Source organism: Mycobacterium sp. NGS63 (assembly GCF_059812295.1).
Window position 1 is genome coordinate 559,977 of record NZ_JCALCJ010000003.1, and the last position, 17,959, is coordinate 577,935.

At 65.1% G+C, this 17,959-nt stretch carries 19 protein-coding genes; 5 read left to right on the forward strand and 14 right to left on the reverse strand.

All coding sequences use genetic code 11. From position 1 onward, the window contains the following. Positions 1-93: 93 nt before the first annotated feature. On the reverse strand, positions 94-708 hold the full coding sequence (locus AC5Y4Z_RS09690; protein WP_499962989.1) for a TetR family transcriptional regulator: 615 nt from the start codon (positions 706-708) through the stop codon (positions 94-96). A gap of 124 nt (positions 709-832) precedes the next feature. Here AC5Y4Z_RS09690 and AC5Y4Z_RS09695 point away from each other — a divergent pair, with 124 nt between their 5' ends. Further along, entirely contained in the window at positions 833-1,522 is a 690-nt protein-coding gene (locus AC5Y4Z_RS09695; protein ID WP_499962991.1) for a DUF427 domain-containing protein, read from the forward strand. On the opposite strand, the gene AC5Y4Z_RS09700 is transcribed toward AC5Y4Z_RS09695, so the two are convergent. The 8 genes from AC5Y4Z_RS09700 to AC5Y4Z_RS09735 all read right to left on the reverse strand — a co-directional run bounded on the left by AC5Y4Z_RS09700 (position 1,519) and on the right by AC5Y4Z_RS09735 (position 10,410). Next, complete coding sequence (locus tag AC5Y4Z_RS09700; protein ID WP_499962993.1) at positions 1,519-1,983, reverse strand: twin-arginine translocation pathway signal; 465 nt, start codon at positions 1,981-1,983, stop codon at positions 1,519-1,521. The genes AC5Y4Z_RS09695 and AC5Y4Z_RS09700 overlap by 4 nt on opposite strands. A gap of 77 nt (positions 1,984-2,060) precedes the next feature. Further along, positions 2,061-2,798, reverse strand: a complete 738-nt coding sequence (locus AC5Y4Z_RS09705; protein WP_499963327.1) for an Rv1363c family protein — start codon at positions 2,796-2,798, stop codon at positions 2,061-2,063. A gap of 128 nt (positions 2,799-2,926) precedes the next feature. Next, the gene (locus AC5Y4Z_RS09710) at positions 2,927-4,579 is read right to left on the reverse strand and encodes an MCE family protein (RefSeq protein ID WP_499962995.1); all 1,653 of its coding nucleotides are present in this window, start codon (positions 4,577-4,579) and stop codon (positions 2,927-2,929) included. Further along, on the reverse strand, positions 4,579-5,778 hold the full coding sequence (locus AC5Y4Z_RS09715) for an MCE family protein (protein ID WP_499962997.1): 1,200 nt from the start codon (positions 5,776-5,778) through the stop codon (positions 4,579-4,581). Before AC5Y4Z_RS09715 ends, AC5Y4Z_RS09710 begins: the two co-directional genes overlap by 1 nt. Before the next feature lie 29 nt (positions 5,779-5,807). Continuing rightward, the gene (locus tag AC5Y4Z_RS09720) at positions 5,808-7,079 is read right to left on the reverse strand and encodes an MCE family protein (protein ID WP_499962998.1); all 1,272 of its coding nucleotides are present in this window, start codon (positions 7,077-7,079) and stop codon (positions 5,808-5,810) included. Continuing rightward, a complete protein-coding gene (locus AC5Y4Z_RS09725) occupies positions 7,076-8,170 on the reverse strand; it encodes an MCE family protein (RefSeq protein WP_499962999.1) in 1,095 nt (364 codons plus the stop codon). Before AC5Y4Z_RS09725 ends, AC5Y4Z_RS09720 begins: the two co-directional genes overlap by 4 nt. Continuing rightward, positions 8,171-9,190 carry an MCE family protein gene (locus tag AC5Y4Z_RS09730; protein ID WP_499963001.1) on the reverse strand — a complete coding sequence of 340 codons (1,020 nt, stop codon included), beginning with the start codon at positions 9,188-9,190 and terminating at the stop codon, positions 8,171-8,173. Next, on the reverse strand, positions 9,187-10,410 hold the full coding sequence (locus AC5Y4Z_RS09735; RefSeq protein WP_499963003.1) for an MCE family protein: 1,224 nt from the start codon (positions 10,408-10,410) through the stop codon (positions 9,187-9,189). The genes AC5Y4Z_RS09730 and AC5Y4Z_RS09735 overlap by 4 nt, the downstream gene beginning before the upstream one ends. 164 nt (positions 10,411-10,574) lie before the next feature. Here AC5Y4Z_RS09735 and AC5Y4Z_RS09740 point away from each other — a divergent pair, with 164 nt between their 5' ends. From AC5Y4Z_RS09740 to AC5Y4Z_RS09750, 3 genes are all read left to right on the forward strand, one after another. After that, complete coding sequence (locus AC5Y4Z_RS09740; RefSeq protein WP_499963005.1) at positions 10,575-11,144, forward strand: redoxin family protein; 570 nt, start codon at positions 10,575-10,577, stop codon at positions 11,142-11,144. 239 nt (positions 11,145-11,383) lie between these two features. Then, complete coding sequence (locus AC5Y4Z_RS09745) at positions 11,384-11,605, forward strand: hypothetical protein (protein ID WP_499963007.1); 222 nt, start codon at positions 11,384-11,386, stop codon at positions 11,603-11,605. 13 nt (positions 11,606-11,618) lie between these two features. Further along, positions 11,619-11,978 (forward strand): DUF732 domain-containing protein, encoded by a 360-nt coding sequence (locus AC5Y4Z_RS09750; RefSeq protein ID WP_499963330.1) that lies wholly within the window; start codon positions 11,619-11,621, stop codon positions 11,976-11,978. A 13-nt stretch (positions 11,979-11,991) separates the two neighbouring features. On the opposite strand, the gene AC5Y4Z_RS09755 is transcribed toward AC5Y4Z_RS09750, so the two are convergent. The 5 genes from AC5Y4Z_RS09755 to lipY all read right to left on the reverse strand — a co-directional run bounded on the left by AC5Y4Z_RS09755 (position 11,992) and on the right by lipY (position 16,264). Continuing rightward, positions 11,992-12,390, reverse strand: coding sequence for a hypothetical protein (locus tag AC5Y4Z_RS09755; protein WP_499963009.1), 399 nt, complete (start codon positions 12,388-12,390; stop codon positions 11,992-11,994). A 78-nt stretch (positions 12,391-12,468) separates the two neighbouring features. Beyond that, the gene (locus AC5Y4Z_RS09760; RefSeq protein ID WP_499963011.1) at positions 12,469-13,095 is read right to left on the reverse strand and encodes a TetR/AcrR family transcriptional regulator; all 627 of its coding nucleotides are present in this window, start codon (positions 13,093-13,095) and stop codon (positions 12,469-12,471) included. A 95-nt stretch (positions 13,096-13,190) separates the two neighbouring features. After that, positions 13,191-13,928: an alpha/beta fold hydrolase gene (locus AC5Y4Z_RS09765; RefSeq protein ID WP_499963013.1), complete on the reverse strand. Its 738-nt coding sequence runs from the start codon at positions 13,926-13,928 to the stop codon at positions 13,191-13,193. 6 nt (positions 13,929-13,934) lie between these two features. Beyond that, positions 13,935-14,564, reverse strand: coding sequence for a TetR/AcrR family transcriptional regulator (locus tag AC5Y4Z_RS09770; protein ID WP_499963015.1), 630 nt, complete (start codon positions 14,562-14,564; stop codon positions 13,935-13,937). Positions 14,565-14,629: 65 nt separating this feature from the next. After that, a complete protein-coding gene (gene lipY / locus AC5Y4Z_RS09775) occupies positions 14,630-16,264 on the reverse strand; it encodes a triacylglycerol lipase LipY (RefSeq protein WP_499963017.1) in 1,635 nt (544 codons plus the stop codon). 266 nt (positions 16,265-16,530) lie between these two features. Between lipY and AC5Y4Z_RS09780 the strand changes: the two genes are divergently transcribed. Then, positions 16,531-17,955 (forward strand): aldehyde dehydrogenase family protein, encoded by a 1,425-nt coding sequence (locus AC5Y4Z_RS09780; RefSeq protein ID WP_499963018.1) that lies wholly within the window; start codon positions 16,531-16,533, stop codon positions 17,953-17,955. The last annotated feature ends 4 nt before the right edge of the window (positions 17,956-17,959 follow it).

Here is a 17,959-nt window from a genome sequence, read left to right on the forward strand (position 1 = left end):
CAGACCGGCGGCCGCGCCCCATCCGAGACCAATGCGAACGATGTCCTGCCACATGGTTGTGCCTCCAATTCGGTCGGTCGCCACTTAACGGCGTCATTGACGTTCCAGGCCGCGACGGGTGCTCGCCAGAAAGGCGTTCAGCAGTCGGGTGCGAGCGGGCTTGGGCTCGTGGTTCGTGACCAGCAGCGAATACAGGCCGAGGAGAAAGAACAGGGCGCTGTGGACGGCGTCGACGTCGGGATGAACCACGCCCCCTGCTTGTGCCCGCCCGATGTCCTCCGCGACCAGCGCCACCAGGGGATGATCGGTCGACTTGCCCCAGCCCTGGGGGCGGGTCTGCGAAAAATGCAGAGCGAGAACGTCTCTGAATAGCCGCGGCCCCAGCCGCGCCTCGGCCGCGACGACCAGTCGGACCACCTCGGTCAGGATGGACCACAGGTCGTGCGGCGACTCGAGGGCTCGAGCGAGGTCCGCGGCGAGGCGCTTGACCAGATTGCGCTCGACTTCGTCGAGCACGTGCTCCTTCGTCGGGAAGTGGAAGTAGAACGTGCCACGCGCCACGCCGGCGCTGGAGACGATCTCCCCGATGTCGGCGTCGGCGACACCCGAGCGCTTGAACTCGGCTATCGCCGCGGCGTACACGCGCTGGCGCGTCTCGAGCCGTTGCGCCTCGCGTCCCCGCGGCTTGTCGTTCACTTCGGCGGTCATCGCCAGTATTGTCAGCCTATTCACTGACAAATGTCAATGAGATTTTTCAATGAGCGCCCAGGCGCTCTACGTATTCGTATACTTTCGGTGACGCTTCGGCAGGGACTACGGATGGGAACAGGCCATGGCATTGACGACGCCGCGGGGGCCGCTCGGCGCGAGCCCCGCGGGTTGGTTCTCCGAGCCCCTGCCGGCCGGGGCGGTGTACGTCGAGCCGCATCCGCGCCGCATTCGGGCGGTGCGGGACGGCCGCACCGTGATCGACACCGAGCGGGCGGTGATGGTGCACCGCCCCGATCGCATCCACCGATACGCGTTTCTCGCTGACGAGGTCGGCGACCTGCCCCACAAGCCCGAGCCGGCCGCGCCGGGTTACGTTGTCGTCCCGTGGAGAGCCGTCGACGCCTGGTTCGAAGAGGGACGTCAACTGGTCCACTACCCGCCCAACCCGTATCACCGCGTCGACTGCCACCGCACGAGGCGCGCGTTGCGCGTGGATGTCGCCGGCGTGACGCTGGTGGACACCGACGACACCGTGATCGTCTTCGAGACCACGCTGGAGCCTCGGCTTTACGTGGACCCCACGCATGTCCGCACCGACCTGTTGCGGCAATCCACGACTTCGAGCTATTGCAACTACAAGGGCGTCGCTACCTACTGGTCGGCGGCGATCGGTGATGCGGTGATCGAAGATGTCGCATGGAGCTACCAGGATCCGCCACCGGAGAGCCTGCCCATCGCGCGGCACCTCAGCTTCGAGGTGGGCGCGTGCACGATGGTGGCCGACCTACCCTACGCCGGCGGCCAGCGCTAGACGGGCGTGGGATCGAACGACGAAATCAACCATTTGCCATCGACTTTCGCGAGCCTGACCAGCACGCTGCTCGCCGCCACCGTCGGCTCCGGCTTCTCTTTGGTCGTCGTGGTCTGGTCGATGTACTCGAGCACAACCGCAGAAGTCGGGCGAAGTTCGCATACTGCGGCTCGCGGCACGACCGCGGATGTCTTGACACCCTTCTGGGTGGCGGCGGGGCGCAGGACCCGCTCACCGAACTGCGCATAGTAGGTCAAGAAGTCACCGGTCAACAGTGCTTTGGCGGCCGTAAAGTCCCGGTCGAAAGTTTCGGGTGAATAGGACAACAGGCCAATTGTGCCGGCCTTGGCGTCCGCGAGCACCGACTGTTTGGTCTCGGCGCCGGTCTGCCTGTCCGGTCGGTACTCGAGGTAGAACAGCGTCGCCAGCATTCCAACCGACGCCACCACCGACAGCGCCAAGGCCGCGACCGAGACTCGCCGCGGTGGGCGTCTTAGGACAGCGCGCGTCAGGCGTCGCAGGCGGTGTGTCGAGGAGCTCATGGTACGAACTCGACTTTCGATAACTTGAGCTGCCCGCCGTCGCGCGTGACAGTGACGTTCAGGCGCCACGCACGCGGTTCGCTCTTGGCGCCGGCCGCATTGGTGACCTCTGACGTCGCAGCCACGAGTACCATCGCGGAATCGTCAGTCATCGACTCGACCGCAGCCGCATGGACGGTGCCCTTGGTGACCACCTTTGACTGTTGCACCACGTTGATGAAGTCGTCGGCCTTCTTCTGGAAGTCGTCTTTGAATTCGCCGGTGGCGCTTTCGATGATGCGCTGGACATCGTCTTTTGCCTTGTTGAAGTCCAGCGACGTCATCGTGACCACGCCTTGCCGCGCGGCGGCAACGAACTCCGCCTCGTGCCGGGCTTGCTGGGAGAGTTTTCGATGTTGCCAAGCGATGTATCCACTGGTCGAAACCGCGCTTATCACCACGATGACGGCGAGGCCCTTGACGCAAGCGGACCATCGGGGACGTCGGATGTTCGGCCGGTATCGGCGCCACTTCGAGGGCGCCGCTTCGGGTTCGCCGCCCGAGTCTTGCTCTGCCGCAGGGGCTTCTGGCCCGGCCGGCACGGCACCGGTCTCGTCTTCCGTCGTGGCATCGTGCGGTTCGAGATCCTCGATGAGGTCTGCCTGCCGGCGCAGCCGGATGGCCCGGGCGCGCGCGCTGGCCGCGGCCAGCCGGGCTTCTGCTTCGGCCACCTCCGCTTCGGCGAGCTCGACCATCGCCTGGGCGTCCCCGGTGGTGGGTTGCGCCTGGGCGAGAGTCGAGGATGCGTTCCCGCCCGAGCCGTCGGCGTTCGCCAGGGGGGCCATGCGCCGCTCCCGTCTTTTCTGGGCGCCCCGCATCTCGGTCATGCGGTCGGCGCCAAAATCAGGTCTTTCCAGGTCCGAGGGACGGCCGAGGGCACCAAATCCGATTGGCGGTACAACCCTCCGTCCGGGGTGACGTATTCACCGGTGCGCGGATCGTATTGCGCCACACCAACGGACGGTTTGGCTGCGGCGCCGCCGTGGGACGAGCTCGGGGCGGCGGGCGCCGGACCGTGCGAATCCGGCGGCGTCTCGGGGCCGGTGTTTGGCGGGTCGCCTTCTCGTGGAAGGCCCGGCGGCAGAACGGCATTGGACGCGGGCGGCGGCACCAGTAGCGTCATCGGCGGAGTTGCCGGCACCGGGCCGGGCGGCGCGGGCGGCCCCTGTCCGGGCAGGGCGTACAAGCCCTGGTCGGGGAACCATCGAGAGTCCGGTGGAACCCCCTGCGCCTCCAGATTCGGGTCACGCGGATACGGACCGATGATCGGTTGTCGTTGGGCGACGGGTTCGTATTCCTGGTCGCTATTGCAGAGTTCGGCCGTTGGTGCGCGCTTGCCGGGTTTTGTCGCGCACGGGAAGTTCCTGAGGCCGCGCACCGCGACCGGAGAGTCTTGCGGGAGCTTGCAATAGATGTCGTTCGGCGTATCGATCGTGGTGGTGTCGTAAGCGGGCCGCCAGGAAGAAGGCGGCAGGAAGCCAACCGTGCAGGGCGGAGGGTCCGAGATGCCTGACAGGCGGAAGCTGCCCAGCCCGAGCCCTGATGCGTTCCTGTTGGGTTGGGCTGATTCGACGGCGGAAACCAGCGGCGGAGCCAGTACCAGCAATTGTTCCAAACCCGCGTTGTAGGTGACGGCGAGTTGGCCCAGTGTCGTCAGGTTGGCCAGCAGCACCGGCAGGGTCAGCTTGAGCTGCTCGAGTTGCCGCGCTGTCTCGCGCGCGAAGCCGGGACCCTTGTCCAGCACGGAACGGAACTGCGGGTCGTCGGCGACCAGTTGCCCGGTCACCGACGCAAGGCCGCGCGTCCAGGTGCGGATCGCCTCGGTGCTCTGGGCCTGGGTGTCCAGGAGCGGGGCGGTGTCCCGCGTCAAAGCGTTCGTCTGGTCCTTGACCTGGTTGGCCGCGCCACCGAGCTTGGACGTCGAGTCCAGCAGGGATTGCAGGTCGTAGCCGGCGCCGCCCAGCCCCCTGGACGATTCGTCAAGCAGTTGGTGCAGCTTGTCCTTGGGGATGCTGCCCACCAGCGCACTGAGGTGGTCGAGCATGGGGCCCACCGGTTGCGGAATGGACGCGTTGCGCGCGTCGATCACCGAGCCGTTGTGGAGATACGGCGGGGAGTCCGACCGGGGGGACAGGTCCACATACATTTCCCCCACCGCGGAGACGCTCCGGACGTGTGCCTCCAGGTCGGCGGGAATCTTTTTCGACTCGTCGATCGAGAGCGTGGCGACTACCGCGTTTTTGGTCCCGACGTGTGTCAGGTCGATGTTCGTGACCTTGCCTATGTCGACGCCGCGGTAGGTGACCCGGCCAAAGCGGTAGAGGCCGCCCGTGGCCGGCAGGTCGAGGGTGACGTTCATGCGGCCGATGCCCAGGAAGGACTGCACCTGGATGTAGTCGAAGGCCATCAGCGTGAGCCCGACGAGCGAGGCGATCGAGAAGATGACCAATTGAGTTTTGACCAAGCGGCTCAGCATCAATGGCCTCCCTGATCCAGCGGGGCCAGCCAGAGCGGTGCGCCCGGTTCGGCCACCGCGGGCGCGGGAGCTTGCGGAGGCTCAGGTGCCGCCGGTGGCGCGGCCTCGGTGGCCGGAGCCGCCGGAGCTGTGACACCCACCGCGAGAGGGTTGTTGGTCTGCTCCGCATAACCCGGGTCGCCCACCGCCGCTTGGATCTGCATGTTCGGATTGCCCCAACGGGTGCCCATTAATATCTCGCGCTTGAGCCGGGGAAGGGTGAAGTCGAGGGTGGTGGACAAGTTGATGTAGTCGCCCTTGACACAGCGGTCGATACAGCCCTGCCCGTACGGGAAAACCGTCGTGAAGGCGATGGCTTTGTCGATGTCGACGCCGACGTCAGCGAGCGCCCGCACCGTGGGTTCCAGGTGACGAAGGTTCTCGACCAGGTCGGCTTTGACGTCGTGAATGGCCCCGGCGGCGGCATCACTGAACGCGTGCAGCTTGTCCAGTGCTGTCGTGAGCCTGGGCCGTTCTCGCAGCAGCACTTCCAGCGCCGGAGGCACCTGTTGCAGCGCCCTGGTGACGACGTCGCGTTGGCCGGAGATGGTGGCGGCCAACTTGTTGAACTCGTAAAGGAGCGATATGACGTCGTCGCGCTGACGGTCGAAAGTGCCCAGGAAAGTGTCCAGCTGACTGATCAGGTCGCGAATGGCGCCCTGGCGGCCGTCGAACGCCTCGTTGAAGTTGGCGATGACGTCGCCGATCTGGCCGAGACCGCCGCCGTTGACGACCACGGACAACGAGGCCAGCGTTTGTTCCGTCGACGGGTAGGTCGACGAACTGCTCAGGGGGACAACCGCGCCGGGCGCAAGGCGACCGCTCGGCGCAACTCCGGCGGGCGGGTCCAACGCCAGGTGGCTCGAGCCGAGCAGGCTCGTCTGGCCAACCGTTGCCACGGCATTGCCGGGCACGACGATGCCCGGCTTGATGAGGACCGCGACGTCGGCGTGCCAATTCTGCACCGTCATTTCGCCCACGCTGCCGACCACGACGTCGTTGATCATCACCGGGGAGTTCGATTCCAGGGAACCGACATCGACGATCTCTACGTGATAGGTCGCCGCGTCCGGTACCCGGCCGGGCGCCCCGGGCAGGGGCAACGAGTTGACGCCGTGCCAGGCGCAGCCGGACAGAGCCGTTACGCACACGATGGCCACGGACAAGAAGCGCAGGGCGCGACGGGTCGTCATGGTGAGGGACTCCCTGCCGGCAGCAGCAGGTCCGGCACGGTGGCGGGGGGCGGTGGGCCCGGAGGTGGCTGCACGATTTGCCGCGGATCGAGTTTGGGTTCCGAATAGATCAGATCCTGCGGTGCGGGCACCGGGCCGAGTATCGGGTTCAGCGGAATCGGAAGGTAGTTGAGGTTGACGATGGTCGCGGGGTTCAAGATCCGCAGGATCGGTCCGAGGTACTCGGCGCACTTCTTTACTCCGTCCGCCGGGTTACCAGGGGTGGCCGCCGCCATCGCCGCGCAGATGAATTGGATGGGGTTCGCGAAGTTGTTCATTACAAACACCCCTCCGAAAGTTCCCGAGACGGGGTCGTAGACGTTGTAGAAGTTCGCCAGGCTGCTGGGGAAGATATGCAGCAGTTGTTCGACGTCTTTCTTATGATCGACCAGATTCTGTGTGACGTCGGCCAGCCGCTGCACCTGCTCGCTGGTCTTGTCCCGTGTTTCGGCGATGAACCGCTGAACCTCGCCCACGGCGACGGACAGGTTCTTCAAGGCGGCGTCCAGATCGGACTTGCTGCCGTCCAGCACGCTCGACAACGTGGCCAGCCTGTTTTCAAACTGAACGATCTGTTCGTCGCTGTCGCGCACGGCGGTGACGAACTTCTGTAAACCCTTGACGATTTCGACGATGTTGCCGCTGCTGTCCGCCAGAACCCTTCCCACGCCGGATAGTTCATGCAGCGATTGGCGCAGTTTGTCGCCGTTGCCGCTGAGCGCATTCGCCGCGGCCTCGATGAACCGCCCGCCCGACCCGGTCTGCTCCCCGTGGCCGGGGCCGAGTTCGGTCGCCAGGCGGTTCAATTGCTGCTTGACCTCGTCCCATTCGACCGGCACGGCGGTTCGCTCCAGCGGAATGACCGCTCCGTCGGCCATCGTGCGTCCGCCGCCCTTGCGATAGACCGGTGTGAGCTGCACATACCTCGCGGCCACCAGATTCTGCGCGACGATCACGGCCTTTGCGTCGGCCGGAATCGACACAGCGCGAGTCACTTTCATCGACAGCCGGACGTTGCCGGGTCCCGGTTCAATGGAAGTTACCGTTCCTACCTTGACCCCCGCGACTCGTACGTCGTCGCCCGCGTAGATCGCGGTGGCGCTTTGGAAGACGGCGGTGAACGTGCGCGGCCCGAACAGCCGCTGGTGGGCGATGAAGATTCCGGCGCCCACCAGTGACAGCGCCAATACGGCGACGACCAGTCGACCAAGAGCTCGGCGAGAGATCATCGCGGCGCCTGCGGCTCGAGGCTGTTGGGTTTCATCTCTTCTTTGCGGCTGTAGCAGTCGCCGTCGTCCCCGCAGTTCGGGACGGGGAAGAGGGAACGCGGCTGCTGATTGAACAACGAATTGATCAGCGGTTGGATGAATGGTCCCTGGGTGAGGTTGGCGATGAAGGCGTTGTAGTAGCTTCCGCCCGATATCGTTTCGCCCAAGATCTGGGTGTATTTCGTCAAGCCCGGGATGGCTTTCCCGATGTTGTCGCGGTTCTTCTCCAGCATCGCGGTGACCGAGTTCAGCCGGTCGAGCGTGGGAGCCAGTTGGGCCTCGTTGTCGGCGACCAGGCCCGACAACTGTTTCGCCACCGAGGACGTGTTGGCGAGGAGATTCACGATCGCCTGGCGTCGCTCGACAAGCACCTGCAGCAGCGTGTTGCCGTTGAGTAGCAACGTGTTCACCTGTTCACTGCGTTGCGACAAGACCTTGGTGACATCGGCCGCCGAGTTGAACAGGTCGCGCAGTGATTCGTTGCGGCTGTTGAGGGATCGCGACAGGCGTGTCAATCCGTCGAACGCCGGACCCAACTGAGGGCCGATGCGGTCGAGCGTCGTCGACAGCGTGTCGAGCGACCGGTTCAGTTGATCTGTGTCGATGGCGGCGGTATTGGAGGTCAGTTCGTTGACCGCATCCGTTAACGAGTACGGCGACGAAGTGCGCGACAGCGGGATCACGCTGCCGGGCCGCAACGGCCTGTCCCCGCCCGAGTCCAGCACGAGTGCCCGCTGGCCCAGCAACGTTCTCGTCTTGATGTGGGCGGTGCTCTGCGATCCCAGCGCAACCTTTCCCTCGACATTGAAGTCCACGACCACGTCACCGTCGTGAAGCGAAATCTTGTTCACCGTGCCGACTTTGACACCGGATATCATCACGGCATTGCCTTCGGCCAGGCCGCCGGCTTCGGCGAACACCGCCTGGTATCGGGCGGTTGTCGCCAGCGTCACCAACTGCTGCGGGGACAGGCCGACCAAGACGACGAGAACGGCCAGGACAACCCCGATGAAGCCGGCCCGGATAAGGCGTGCGCCACGGTATTTGAGCATCTACTGACACCTGCCGGAATTCTGGTGAATGATCGGCAGTACCAGCACCCGGCCCTGCGGGTCGTTGACCCGCAGCGTCGCATCGCACAGGTAATACTGGATCCAGTTGCCATAGGAGCCCACCCGCGCCAGCTTGCGGAAGTTCTCCGGCGCCCTAGTCAGGGCGTAGTCGAGGCGGTCCTTTTCCTTGTCGAGGTTGGGAGCCAGCCGGCTCAGCTCGCGGATGGTCCCGGCGAGGGGAGCCCGGGCCTGATTCAGCAAGTCGGCAATCGTGGCGGTGCCATTGGACAACGAATCGATCGCGGTGCCGATCGTGTCTCGCTGCTGGTCCAATTCCGTGACGAGACGCTCGACGTGATCGATTGTGTTCGAGAACTTGTCTCCGTCCTTCGACAGCGTGGACAGCACCACCTTCAGGTTGTCGATGAGCTGCTCTACCACTTGGTTGTTGTCCGCGAGCGCTGATGTGAACGACGACGTTTTGGACAGCAGCGAATTCAGCGTGCCCTCTTGGCCCTGCATGATCTGCAGCAGCGACGATGACAGCTCGTTGACCTGCCGCGCGTTCAGTCCCCGGATGACGGGTTTCAACCCACTGAGCAGTAGGTCGAGATCGAGTGCGGGCGCGGTGCGGTCGAGCGGAATCACCGAGCCCGCGGGCAGCAGTCGCGTGGATCCCGGGCCGTCGAGGAGAGCAAGATAGCGATCGCCGACCAGGTTGAGATACTTGACCGCCACCCGGGTGCCGGCCGTGAGATGCACGTTGTTCGCGACGTTGAACGCGACGGTGACGCGGTGGTCGTCGCCGAGGCTGACGTCCGACACCGTGCCGACCCGAACACCGGCCACCCGCACCGTATTTCCCGGACGCAGGTCCGAGACATTGTCGAAAACGGCCGAGTAGCCCGTCGCCGGGCCGGTGCGTGGGTCCGCGAACACCAGGAACAGAAAGCCGGTGAGGATGATCATGACGACCGCGAAGACCACGAACTTGGCACCGGCTGTCCGCAGGACGCTCATCCCGGTTGGCCGATCTGGGCGCTGTTACGGGGCGGGCCGTCGATCGGGCCGAACAGCCACTGTTTGATCAGGTCGCTGTTCCACATCAAACCCTGGTTTCCGTACTTCCACGGGTTGACGCCGGTGTCGGTGACCACGTACTTCGGGTGGGTCTGATATTTGACGGGGAGCACCTCGCAGCGTGGTCCCCCTTTCGCGGCGACCTTGGGCAGATCCTGTGGGTACCTGTACCGTTCGTGTCCCCACACGAAGTTGACCGATTGGAGAACACCCGCGCTATTGAGGGCGTTGACGCTGCCGAGGTCGGCGAAACCGATGAGGGCGCACGTCAGCGCCGGGTTGTAGTCGTCGGTCAAGCGGGTCGTGGGCACCAGGAGATGCATGGCGTCGGTCAGCGGTGCCCGGTTGTCGTCCACGAATGGCTTGCCCACATCCGACAGCCCGATCAGGCTCACCAACAGCGCGTCGAAGTTCTGTTGCTCGGCCACCACGGTCTGACTCAGCCGGGAAGTGTTCTCGAGAGTCTTCAAAAGCTCCGGAGAGGTCTGGGCGTACACCCTGACCACATCCGGTGCGACCGCCAAGTCGTGCGACAGAGCCGGCAATTCCGGATTCACCTTCGCCAGGGCCGCATCGAGGTCGGCCAGCCCCTGGCCGAATTTGTTGCCGCGCCCGCTCAGCGCTCGCGATAGCGCGCCGAGGGTTTCATTCAGCTTGGTGGGCTCGATCTGTGACAGCACCGAAACCACTTGCTGGAACACCGTGTTGATCTCGACGGTGACGTGTTCGCCGTCGAGCACCTGTCCGGCGTGCATGCTCTGCGGCGAAGGGTCTCTGGGCGGCAGCAACTGCACGAATTTGGCACCGAAGACGGTGGTGGACGCGATGTCGACCACGACGTTGGCCGGGATCTTGTGAATCTGGGACGGGTACATCGAAAGGTGAAGCGCCGCTTGCCCAGCCGGGCGCTCCTCGATCGACTCGACCTTGCCGACTTCGACGCCGAGCATCTTCACTTTGGCGTCCGGGTTCATCACCAGGCCGGCGCGGCTCGCCACCACCGTCACCGGCACCCCGGGCGAGAAGCCGCCACTGAACATGGTCGCGGCGATCGCCACGATGCCCACGGCGAACAAGATGGATAGCAGACCCACGAGCGGGCGCACCACGTCGGGGCTCAGCGCCGCCGCGTGGCGGCGGGGCGGTGCGACGTCCGTCATGGCGCTTCAGGCTACGGCATTTCGAGTCAAAAGTATACGGCAAAGTATAATTGTTTAAGCGGAGTGCTTGCGGGGCCGCCACGGGGCCTGACGGTTGACAATATATACGACAATGTGTACTTCTAGGTATGCTTTCATACCGGCGCAGCGATTGGGGACTCCGCATGCCGACGGGCCCTGGGGGCAGCAGTCGATTGGTTCACGCCAGTCGACTTCTCGCCGCGTGTCTCGTGCTCGCCGGCACGCTACTGGCCACCGCACCCGCGGCGTCCGCTGATGTCAAACCGCTCGTGGGTGACAACCAACGCCTGCGCTTCTACGGCACCGAGTTGGACGGGGCCCTTTTCGACGGCCGCAGCCTCATCGGGAAGCCCGCCGTGCTGTGGTTCTGGACGCCCGCACCGTATTGCGGCGTCTGCGCCGCGGAGGCTCCGGTCCTGAGCCGGGTCGCCGCCGTCCATCCGGAGGTGACGTTTGTCGGCGTCGCGGGACGCTGGGATGCGATGTCGATGCGGCGTTTCGTGGCCGACAACAACCTGAAGTTCACCAATCTGACCGATGCCAACGGGATGATCTGGCAGTCGTTCTTCGTGCCATGGCCCCCGGCATGGGCATTTCTTCGCCCAGACGGGACGGGCGATCTGGTCAACAACGTCACCGGGCCGATATCCGAACAAGAGCTGGCGGATCGGGTCATCGCGCTGACCGCTCCGCCTGGGCCGCCGGCGCCATGACGAGGCGGTTCAACGGCCTTGGCGCCGCGCTGGTCTCGATACCGTTCGCCCTCGGCGTCGTCGCTGCGGCGTCTGCGGCTCACGCTGAGGATGGTTTAACCGGCACCTATACGGTGGTCATGAAAGGTGCGCGTTCCACGTGGAAGGTCGAATCGTCCTGCAGTCCCGCGTGTCTCGCGAGCGTCCACAGCTCCGACGGGTGGACTGGATACGCCAGGCCGGGTGCTGGCCGTTGGACGATGGCGGTATACGTCGCTCATTGGAACAAGTCTTCGTATGCGCCCGATCCGGCCGACTGTGTGGCCAACGGCAGCGACCAGCCGGTGAACCAGAACTGGTCGTGGGATGCTGCGACGCTGGTCGGCACGGTCGAGACCATTCGCTCCGATCAATGTGGTGGCCCGGTGACCGTTGACCGTGCGCCGATCCGGCTGGTGAAGGCGGGCGAGGGCGACGGCTAGGACGCGAAAGGTGATGGGGCTCTCCGGGCGAACCGCGTTCGTGGCGCTCGTGATGTCGCTCGCGCTGGCGCCGACGGCTTCGGCCGACAACGAAGACTACTTTCTCAACGAGCTCTACAAGACCCACCAGAAGTGGTATTGGCCGTACGGCGAGCAATACATCGTCGACGTCGGTCATGGTGTCTGCAACGACTGGGCGGCCGGCGTCTCCTACCCTGACGAGGTTGCGTCGCTAGCCATGTCGAAGCAATGGTCACAACGCAACACCCGCTATTTCATCGCCTTGGCGACCGGATCGTTCTGCCAGGGCTACTACCCGACGAAGATCCCGCCGGAGGCCCGTTTACAACCGGGACAACTTCCCGGTAGCTGAGCGTCCCGGCGGATTAGTTGTCCCAGTTGTCGCCGCGGATCCAGCGGCTGTCGGCGCTGCCATCGGGGTTCAGGTGCATTCCGCACAGCAGGAACAATCCGTCTGGGGCTTGGGCCATTTGGTTGTAGGGCTGCGTACAGGTGGTGTCGTATTGCCTGATGCCGGCGAGTGGCAGGGCGCGGAAGTACCTCGGTGCCCCGCCGCGGGCCGAGTCGCAGAACACCACCCGTCCCCAATCGGTGGTGGCGAAAACGTAGTAGATGATGTTGTCGCAATTCGACCCGAGTTGGACCACCCTGTCGATGCCCGGAATGCAACCGGGATCGTCGCAGTGACTTGGTTCGGCCGCTGCGCGAGCCGGCGCCAGGGCGGTCACCCCCAGCGCGATCGCCGCGCACAAGATGGCTCGCATGGGGGCAGCTTAGCCGGGACGCCCCGTCTAAGTAAACGATGTGGTGTATTTAAACATTTCGTAGGCGCCGCGCGCCCTTCACCGCGTCAGGACGCCGTGGAGAAACAGCTTCACCGCGAGCTTGAGGTGTCGCTCCTCCTGTCTCTTGCTGCGGTACACACCGAAATCCGCCAAGCGCGCGGGTAAGGCTTCGACCATCGCGAGGAAGTGCTCGGCTGCCAACTCGATGTCATCGACCTCAATGGCGCCCTTGTCCTGGTGGTGCCGAAGCAGGTCCATGACCTGTCGCTGCCGGCGCGACCACCCGAGCGTTTCGGCGCTGACCGCGAATTCCGGAAAGCGGCCGGTTTCGTTCATCACGACCCGGTGCAGCCGCCTGGTGTCGGGGTCGAGCGCGCGTTTGACCGCGCCGCGCCCGATCTCGGTCAGCGCGGCTTCAAGGTCGTCGTCGTTGGTCTTACGCCTCAAGTCGCGGTCGACGGCGCGGCTGAACGCCCAGGGAATGACGTCGAGGAACACCGCCCGCTTGTCGGGATAACGGGCGTACAGCGTGCGCTTGGTGATGCCGGCCGCCCGGGCGATGGCCTCCATGGTCGCGCCGTCGTAGCCGTATTCGAGGAACGCCGACACTGCTCCTTCGCGCAGCCGCTCCTTGAGTTGTGTGGCTTCCACTCGTGTCGGTCGCCCGCGCCGCGCTGTCGTCATCGTGCAAAGTGTACGGCCAGGTCTACTAAGTGACCGTGATTGGGTGGTGGGACGAGAGCGCGCCGCCGCGTGGGCGCGCGCTACACCGAGGCGCTTCAGGAACGGAGCCGGCAGCGCTCTATCAACACTCGGGCAAGCCATTTCGGGTCGCGGATCATCACGTCATGACAGCTGTCAACGCAGATGAGCGCTAGCACGCCACCAAGCGACCTAATGCACGCCTGCTGCTGGCGGACCGATAGCGCGCGGTCGGCCAGCGTCATGATCCACGTGCGCGGCACCTCATCGGGCATGCCGCTGCGATCGACCGGCTCGAGGATGATGTTCGCGGACTCCAGGCACAGCCGGGACATCGCGAACCTGCGCTGGTCGCGGGTCATCCCGTTGCAGAAGGCAAGACGCGCCGCAGCACCGGGCATGGGGAAAGAACGCTGGATCCGGCCGGCCGCACGCGCCAACGGGACCAGCGGACCACGAAGGGCGTCGGCGACCGAGTTACCTTGTGGTGGAACGAATGCCGCAACAAAGACCGCTTCCCGGACTCGCCGCGCGCCGAGCTTGGCGACCACGCCGGGCACGGTGATACCGGCCAACGAATGCCCCACGACCACCACGTCGCCAAAACCTGCGTCATCGACATCGGCGACGACGGAGTCCACCCAATCGGTGATGCGAACGGCGGACAGGTCCGCGGGCTTACCGGCCCGGCCCGGCAGGTCGACCGCCAGTACGCGCAACTCCGGGGCGTCCTTCGCCAGCTGGGCAACAACCAGGTCCCAACAGCTCGCGGAGTGTGCACCGCCGTGCACCAGGACGAGGTTGGGCAGCGTCATCGGCGGTCAGCCGCGCCTCAGCACGCCGCGAAGGAAGAGGTTCACCGCGTGACACAGGTGACGCTCTTCCTCCTCTTGGGTCCGGAAGATTCCGAAATCGGCCAGCCGTTGCGGCAGCAACTCGATCATCGCGAGGAACTGCCCGGTGCTCACCTCGTAGTCCTCGACGTGAATGTCTCCCGCCTCCTGATGGCGGCGCAGCAGCTCCATCACCTCCCGCTGCCGCGCCGACCATGCCATCGTCTGCGCACTCAGGGCGAACTCCGGGAACCGCGGCGATTCGTTCATCGCAATCCGGGTGAGGCCCAGCGTGTCGGGCTCGAGCGCGCGGGCCAGTGCACCGCGCGCGATCGCGGTGAGCGCTGCGTGGAGGTCGTCGTTGTCTGGCACGGAATGGCCGTCGCGCGCGGTCCTCAGCGTCAGCGCCCAGGGGATGACGTCGACGAATACCGCGCGCTTGTCCGGATAGCGGGCGTACAACGTCCGCCTCGTTATGCCCGCCGCCCGGGCGATCGCCTCCATGGTCGTGCCGTTGTAGCCGTACTTGACGAAGGTGGTCGCGGCGGCTTTGCGCAATTGCTCGTGCAGTTCCTCGGCTTCGGCCTGCGTCGGTCGCCCTCGCCGCGTGGTCGCCATCGCCGAATTATACAAGTTCGTATACTTAACCGTCCCGGCGACGCCAGGAGATGGAATCGCAGTCTCTAGATACCGAGTTCCTGGTCGATCTGCGGCCAGTATTGGAGACCATCCGGAGTCAGCAGGACCCAGTCGTGAATTTGGCCGTTGCCCAGCACGAAGCTGATCGGAGCCCCAGCCGAGGCGGCCTCTTGCTGAAGGACGAGCACGTCGGGTGCGAGTGAATCCAGGTTGCCCGAGTAGACATACGTCTTCGGAAGCCCCTGGAGTGACCCGTTCAACGGACTCACCATGTAGTTGCTCACGGGCAGGTTGCCCGCCCACATCTTGCCGACCTGTTGCCCGGGCCCGACATTGAGCAGGGGATCCTGGACAAGGCCAATATTCGGGTTCGTCAGCCCCGCGTTCAGCCAGGGCGACAGCAGAACCATTGACGCCGGTACGGGCTCATTGTTGGCCACCAGATATTCGACGGACGCCAATGCAAGGTTGCCGCCGGCGGAGTCACCGATCACGCTGACATTGGACGCCCCGTGTTGCGCGATTTCCAACGAGATGAGGCCGGCCACTGCGGGTACCACCGTGCCGGCGGTGCCGCCCTGCTCGACGAGCGGGTAGATCGGCACTTCGATGGTCGCGCCGGTCTGGTAGGCCATCACGGTGTAGTAGAGCCAGTGGAAGATCGACGGCGGACTGACGAAGCCGCCGCCGTGAATGGCGACCACGTCGTGGCCGGACGGATTCGCCGGCGTGATCTGCACCACCTGCATCCCGTCAAAGGTTGTCTGCTGGACCGTCTCTCGCAGTAGCAATGTCAAAAATTGCGGTGGGGTATTACCGCCAACCGGCGCCAGCAAGAGCGACAACAACGGGTTGTTGACGGTCACCGACCCAAGCGAAGTCGTGAGGTCCAACCCGAAAAAGCCGAAGACATTTTTCACCTGCCACAGCGCGGCCTCTTCGACCCTGGTGACCAGCGACGGTGTGCCGGTGAAAGTACCGGTCTGTGTCGCCCCGAATGGCGGAGCCGCAGGTGATCCGAAGATGCTGGTGACGACGGTGTTGGCCGCTCCGGTGATCCCCGTGGCCAAAACGGTTGGTGCCTGCTGGATCTCCCGCTGGGCCAGGGCAAAACCGTTGCCGAGGGCCGTGGCGAATCCGCTGGGAAGCCCCGCCAGGTTTTGCAGCGCCTGCTCCCAGTTCCCCAGCTGCGCGACGGTGGCCGACGCGCTGGCGTGATACCCGCCCATCGCGGCGACGTCCTGGGCCCACATCTGCTCGTAGGCGGCCTCGGCGGCCGCGATCGCCGGCGCGTTCTGGCCGAACGGGTTCGACAGCACCAGCGACACGAACTGCCCGCGGTTGGCCGAGATCAACGCCGGATCCACGATCGTGGCCAGCGCCGCCTCATACGCGGTGGCCGCCGCGCGGGCCTGCGCGGCCGACTGCTCGGCCTGAGCGGCCGCGCCCCCCAGCCAGTCGACATAGCGGGCGGCCGCGCTCGTCATCGACGCCGACGCCGGGCCCTGCCAGGCCTGCCCGGCCAAATCCGACGTCACCGAAACGAACGCGTTGGCCGCCGAACTCAACTCCGCGCCGACCCCGTCCCAGGCCGCCGCCGCCTCCAGCATCGGCGCCGGCCCCGGCCCGTCGAGCAACAGCACCGAATTCACCTCGGGCGGTGATACCAAAAAGTTCACGAGTGCTCCTTGTCGATGAGCCCCGCAGCACCCCATTGCCGCAGCGTGGATCCGCTCAACCGTCCACCGTTCGTTAATATACACGCGAAAGTATATTTACCCCTCAACTTGACAAAAATATACGTGGATGTGTACTTGTAGGTGTACCGGGAACCGGTTGACGGCCCGGGTACTTCTGATGTCCCACGAGATGAGCTACCTCACCCGGGAGGGCATCGGCGACACGGCGGCCGTGGTACCCAAGCGACAGGTCGAAGGAGCTCAAAGTGCCGGTCACACAGTCATTTATCGACGGCCAGTCGGTCGCCTCGGCGGAGGTCTATGACAACATCGACCCGTCATCGGGCCGGTCGCTCGGAGCGGTGGCGCGCGCCGGCGACGATGAGGTCGACCGCGCCGTCGCCGCGGCGAAGCGGGCGTCGAAGTCGTGGCGTGCGACCGCGCCGGGTGAGCGTGCGAAGGTGCTCACCCGCATCGCAGACCTGATCGAGCGCGACCAGGAACGCCTTGCGCTCCTGGAAAGCCAGGACTCCGGGAAGCCGCTGTCCCAGGCGCGCAACGACGCGCTGGTATCGGCGCGGTACTTTCGTTTCTACGGCCATGCGATCGACAGCTACTACGGCCACGCCATTCCGTTGTCGACCGATCTGCACGTGTACACCCGACGCGAGCCGCTGGGCGTCACCGGCCACATCGTCGCCTGGAATTATCCGATGCAGTTGCTGTCCAGGGGGATCGCACCGGCGGTCGCGACGGGCAATTGCGCGGTTGCCAAACCGGCGAATGAAACGCCGCGGACCGCAGTCGCCATCGCGGAGCTGGCGTTCGAGGCGGGCTTGCCCGCGGGCGTGTTCAATGTGGTGACCGGCATCGGTGCGGAGGTCGGGGCGGCCCTGTCGGCCCATCCCGGGGTGGACCACATCGGGTTCGTCGGTTCCACCGAGATCGGCTCGGTCGTCGGGCATGCCGCCGCGGAGCGGGTCGTCCCCGTACTTCTCGAACTCGGCGGCAAGTCGGCCCAGATCGTCTTCGCCGATGCCGACCTGGCGCGCGCGACCGAGTTCGTCGCAAAGGCGATACTGCAGAACGCGGGCCAAACCTGTTCGGCCGGCTCGCGGTTGCTGGTTCAGGAAAGCGTCCACGACGAGTTGGTCGGCCTGGTCGCCGAGCGCTTTCGGCGCGTGTCGATCGGTCCCGGTGTCGAGGACAAAGAACTCGGGCCACTGATTTCCCGAAAGCAGCAGCGCCGAGTTCAGGCGATGGTGTCGGCCAACACCAAGGGCGAGGTCGTCTGCGGCGGTGACACACCGTCGCACGCCGGATTGGCCGACGGGTCGTACTTTGCGCCGACGTTGATCGACGACGTCGACCCCGCCTCCGAAATCGCTCAAGAAGAAGTCTTCGGACCCGTGTTGACCGTCAACAAGTTCTGCGACGAGGAGGAGGCGGTGAGCCTGGCCAACGGCACCCCGTACGGGCTGCTCGGCGCGGTGTGGACCGCCGACCTTTCGCGCGCGCACCGGCTGGCCGCCGAAGTCGAGGCGGGACAGGTTTATGTCAATACTTACGGTGCCGGCGGGGGAGTGGAGTTGCCGTTCGGTGGCTTCAAGAAGTCTGGATACGGCCGCGAAAAGGGCTACGAGGCGCTCGACACGTTCACTGCTACGAAAACCGTTGTGGTGCAACTCTGATGAT

Bases quoted from the DNA above. Each gene is read 5' to 3' on its own strand.
- AC5Y4Z_RS09735 (WP_499963003.1), bottom strand. From the start codon at position 10,410: ATGACGGACGTCGCACCGCCCCGCCGCCACGCGGCGGCGCTGAGCCCC.
- AC5Y4Z_RS09740 (WP_499963005.1), top strand. From the start codon at position 10,575: ATGCCGACGGGCCCTGGGGGCAGCAGTCGATTGGTTCACGCCAGTCGA.
- AC5Y4Z_RS09710 (WP_499962995.1), bottom strand. From the start codon at position 4,579: ATGCTGAGCCGCTTGGTCAAAACTCAATTGGTCATCTTCTCGATCGCC.
- AC5Y4Z_RS09695 (WP_499962991.1), top strand. From the start codon at position 833: ATGGCATTGACGACGCCGCGGGGGCCGCTCGGCGCGAGCCCCGCGGGT.
- AC5Y4Z_RS09725 (WP_499962999.1), bottom strand. From the start codon at position 8,170: ATGCTCAAATACCGTGGCGCACGCCTTATCCGGGCCGGCTTCATCGGG.
- AC5Y4Z_RS09720 (WP_499962998.1), bottom strand. From the start codon at position 7,079: ATGATCTCTCGCCGAGCTCTTGGTCGACTGGTCGTCGCCGTATTGGCG.
- AC5Y4Z_RS09690 (WP_499962989.1), bottom strand. From the start codon at position 708: ATGACCGCCGAAGTGAACGACAAGCCGCGGGGACGCGAGGCGCAACGG.
- AC5Y4Z_RS09760 (WP_499963011.1), bottom strand. From the start codon at position 13,095: ATGACGACAGCGCGGCGCGGGCGACCGACACGAGTGGAAGCCACACAA.
- AC5Y4Z_RS09730 (WP_499963001.1), bottom strand. From the start codon at position 9,190: ATGAGCGTCCTGCGGACAGCCGGTGCCAAGTTCGTGGTCTTCGCGGTC.
- AC5Y4Z_RS09750 (WP_499963330.1), top strand. From the start codon at position 11,619: ATGGGGCTCTCCGGGCGAACCGCGTTCGTGGCGCTCGTGATGTCGCTC.
- AC5Y4Z_RS09745 (WP_499963007.1), top strand. From the start codon at position 11,384: ATGGCGGTATACGTCGCTCATTGGAACAAGTCTTCGTATGCGCCCGAT.
- AC5Y4Z_RS09765 (WP_499963013.1), bottom strand. From the start codon at position 13,928: ATGACGCTGCCCAACCTCGTCCTGGTGCACGGCGGTGCACACTCCGCG.
- AC5Y4Z_RS09705 (WP_499963327.1), bottom strand. From the start codon at position 2,798: ATGGTCGAGCTCGCCGAAGCGGAGGTGGCCGAAGCAGAAGCCCGGCTG.
- AC5Y4Z_RS09770 (WP_499963015.1), bottom strand. From the start codon at position 14,564: ATGGCGACCACGCGGCGAGGGCGACCGACGCAGGCCGAAGCCGAGGAA.
- AC5Y4Z_RS09755 (WP_499963009.1), bottom strand. From the start codon at position 12,390: ATGCGAGCCATCTTGTGCGCGGCGATCGCGCTGGGGGTGACCGCCCTG.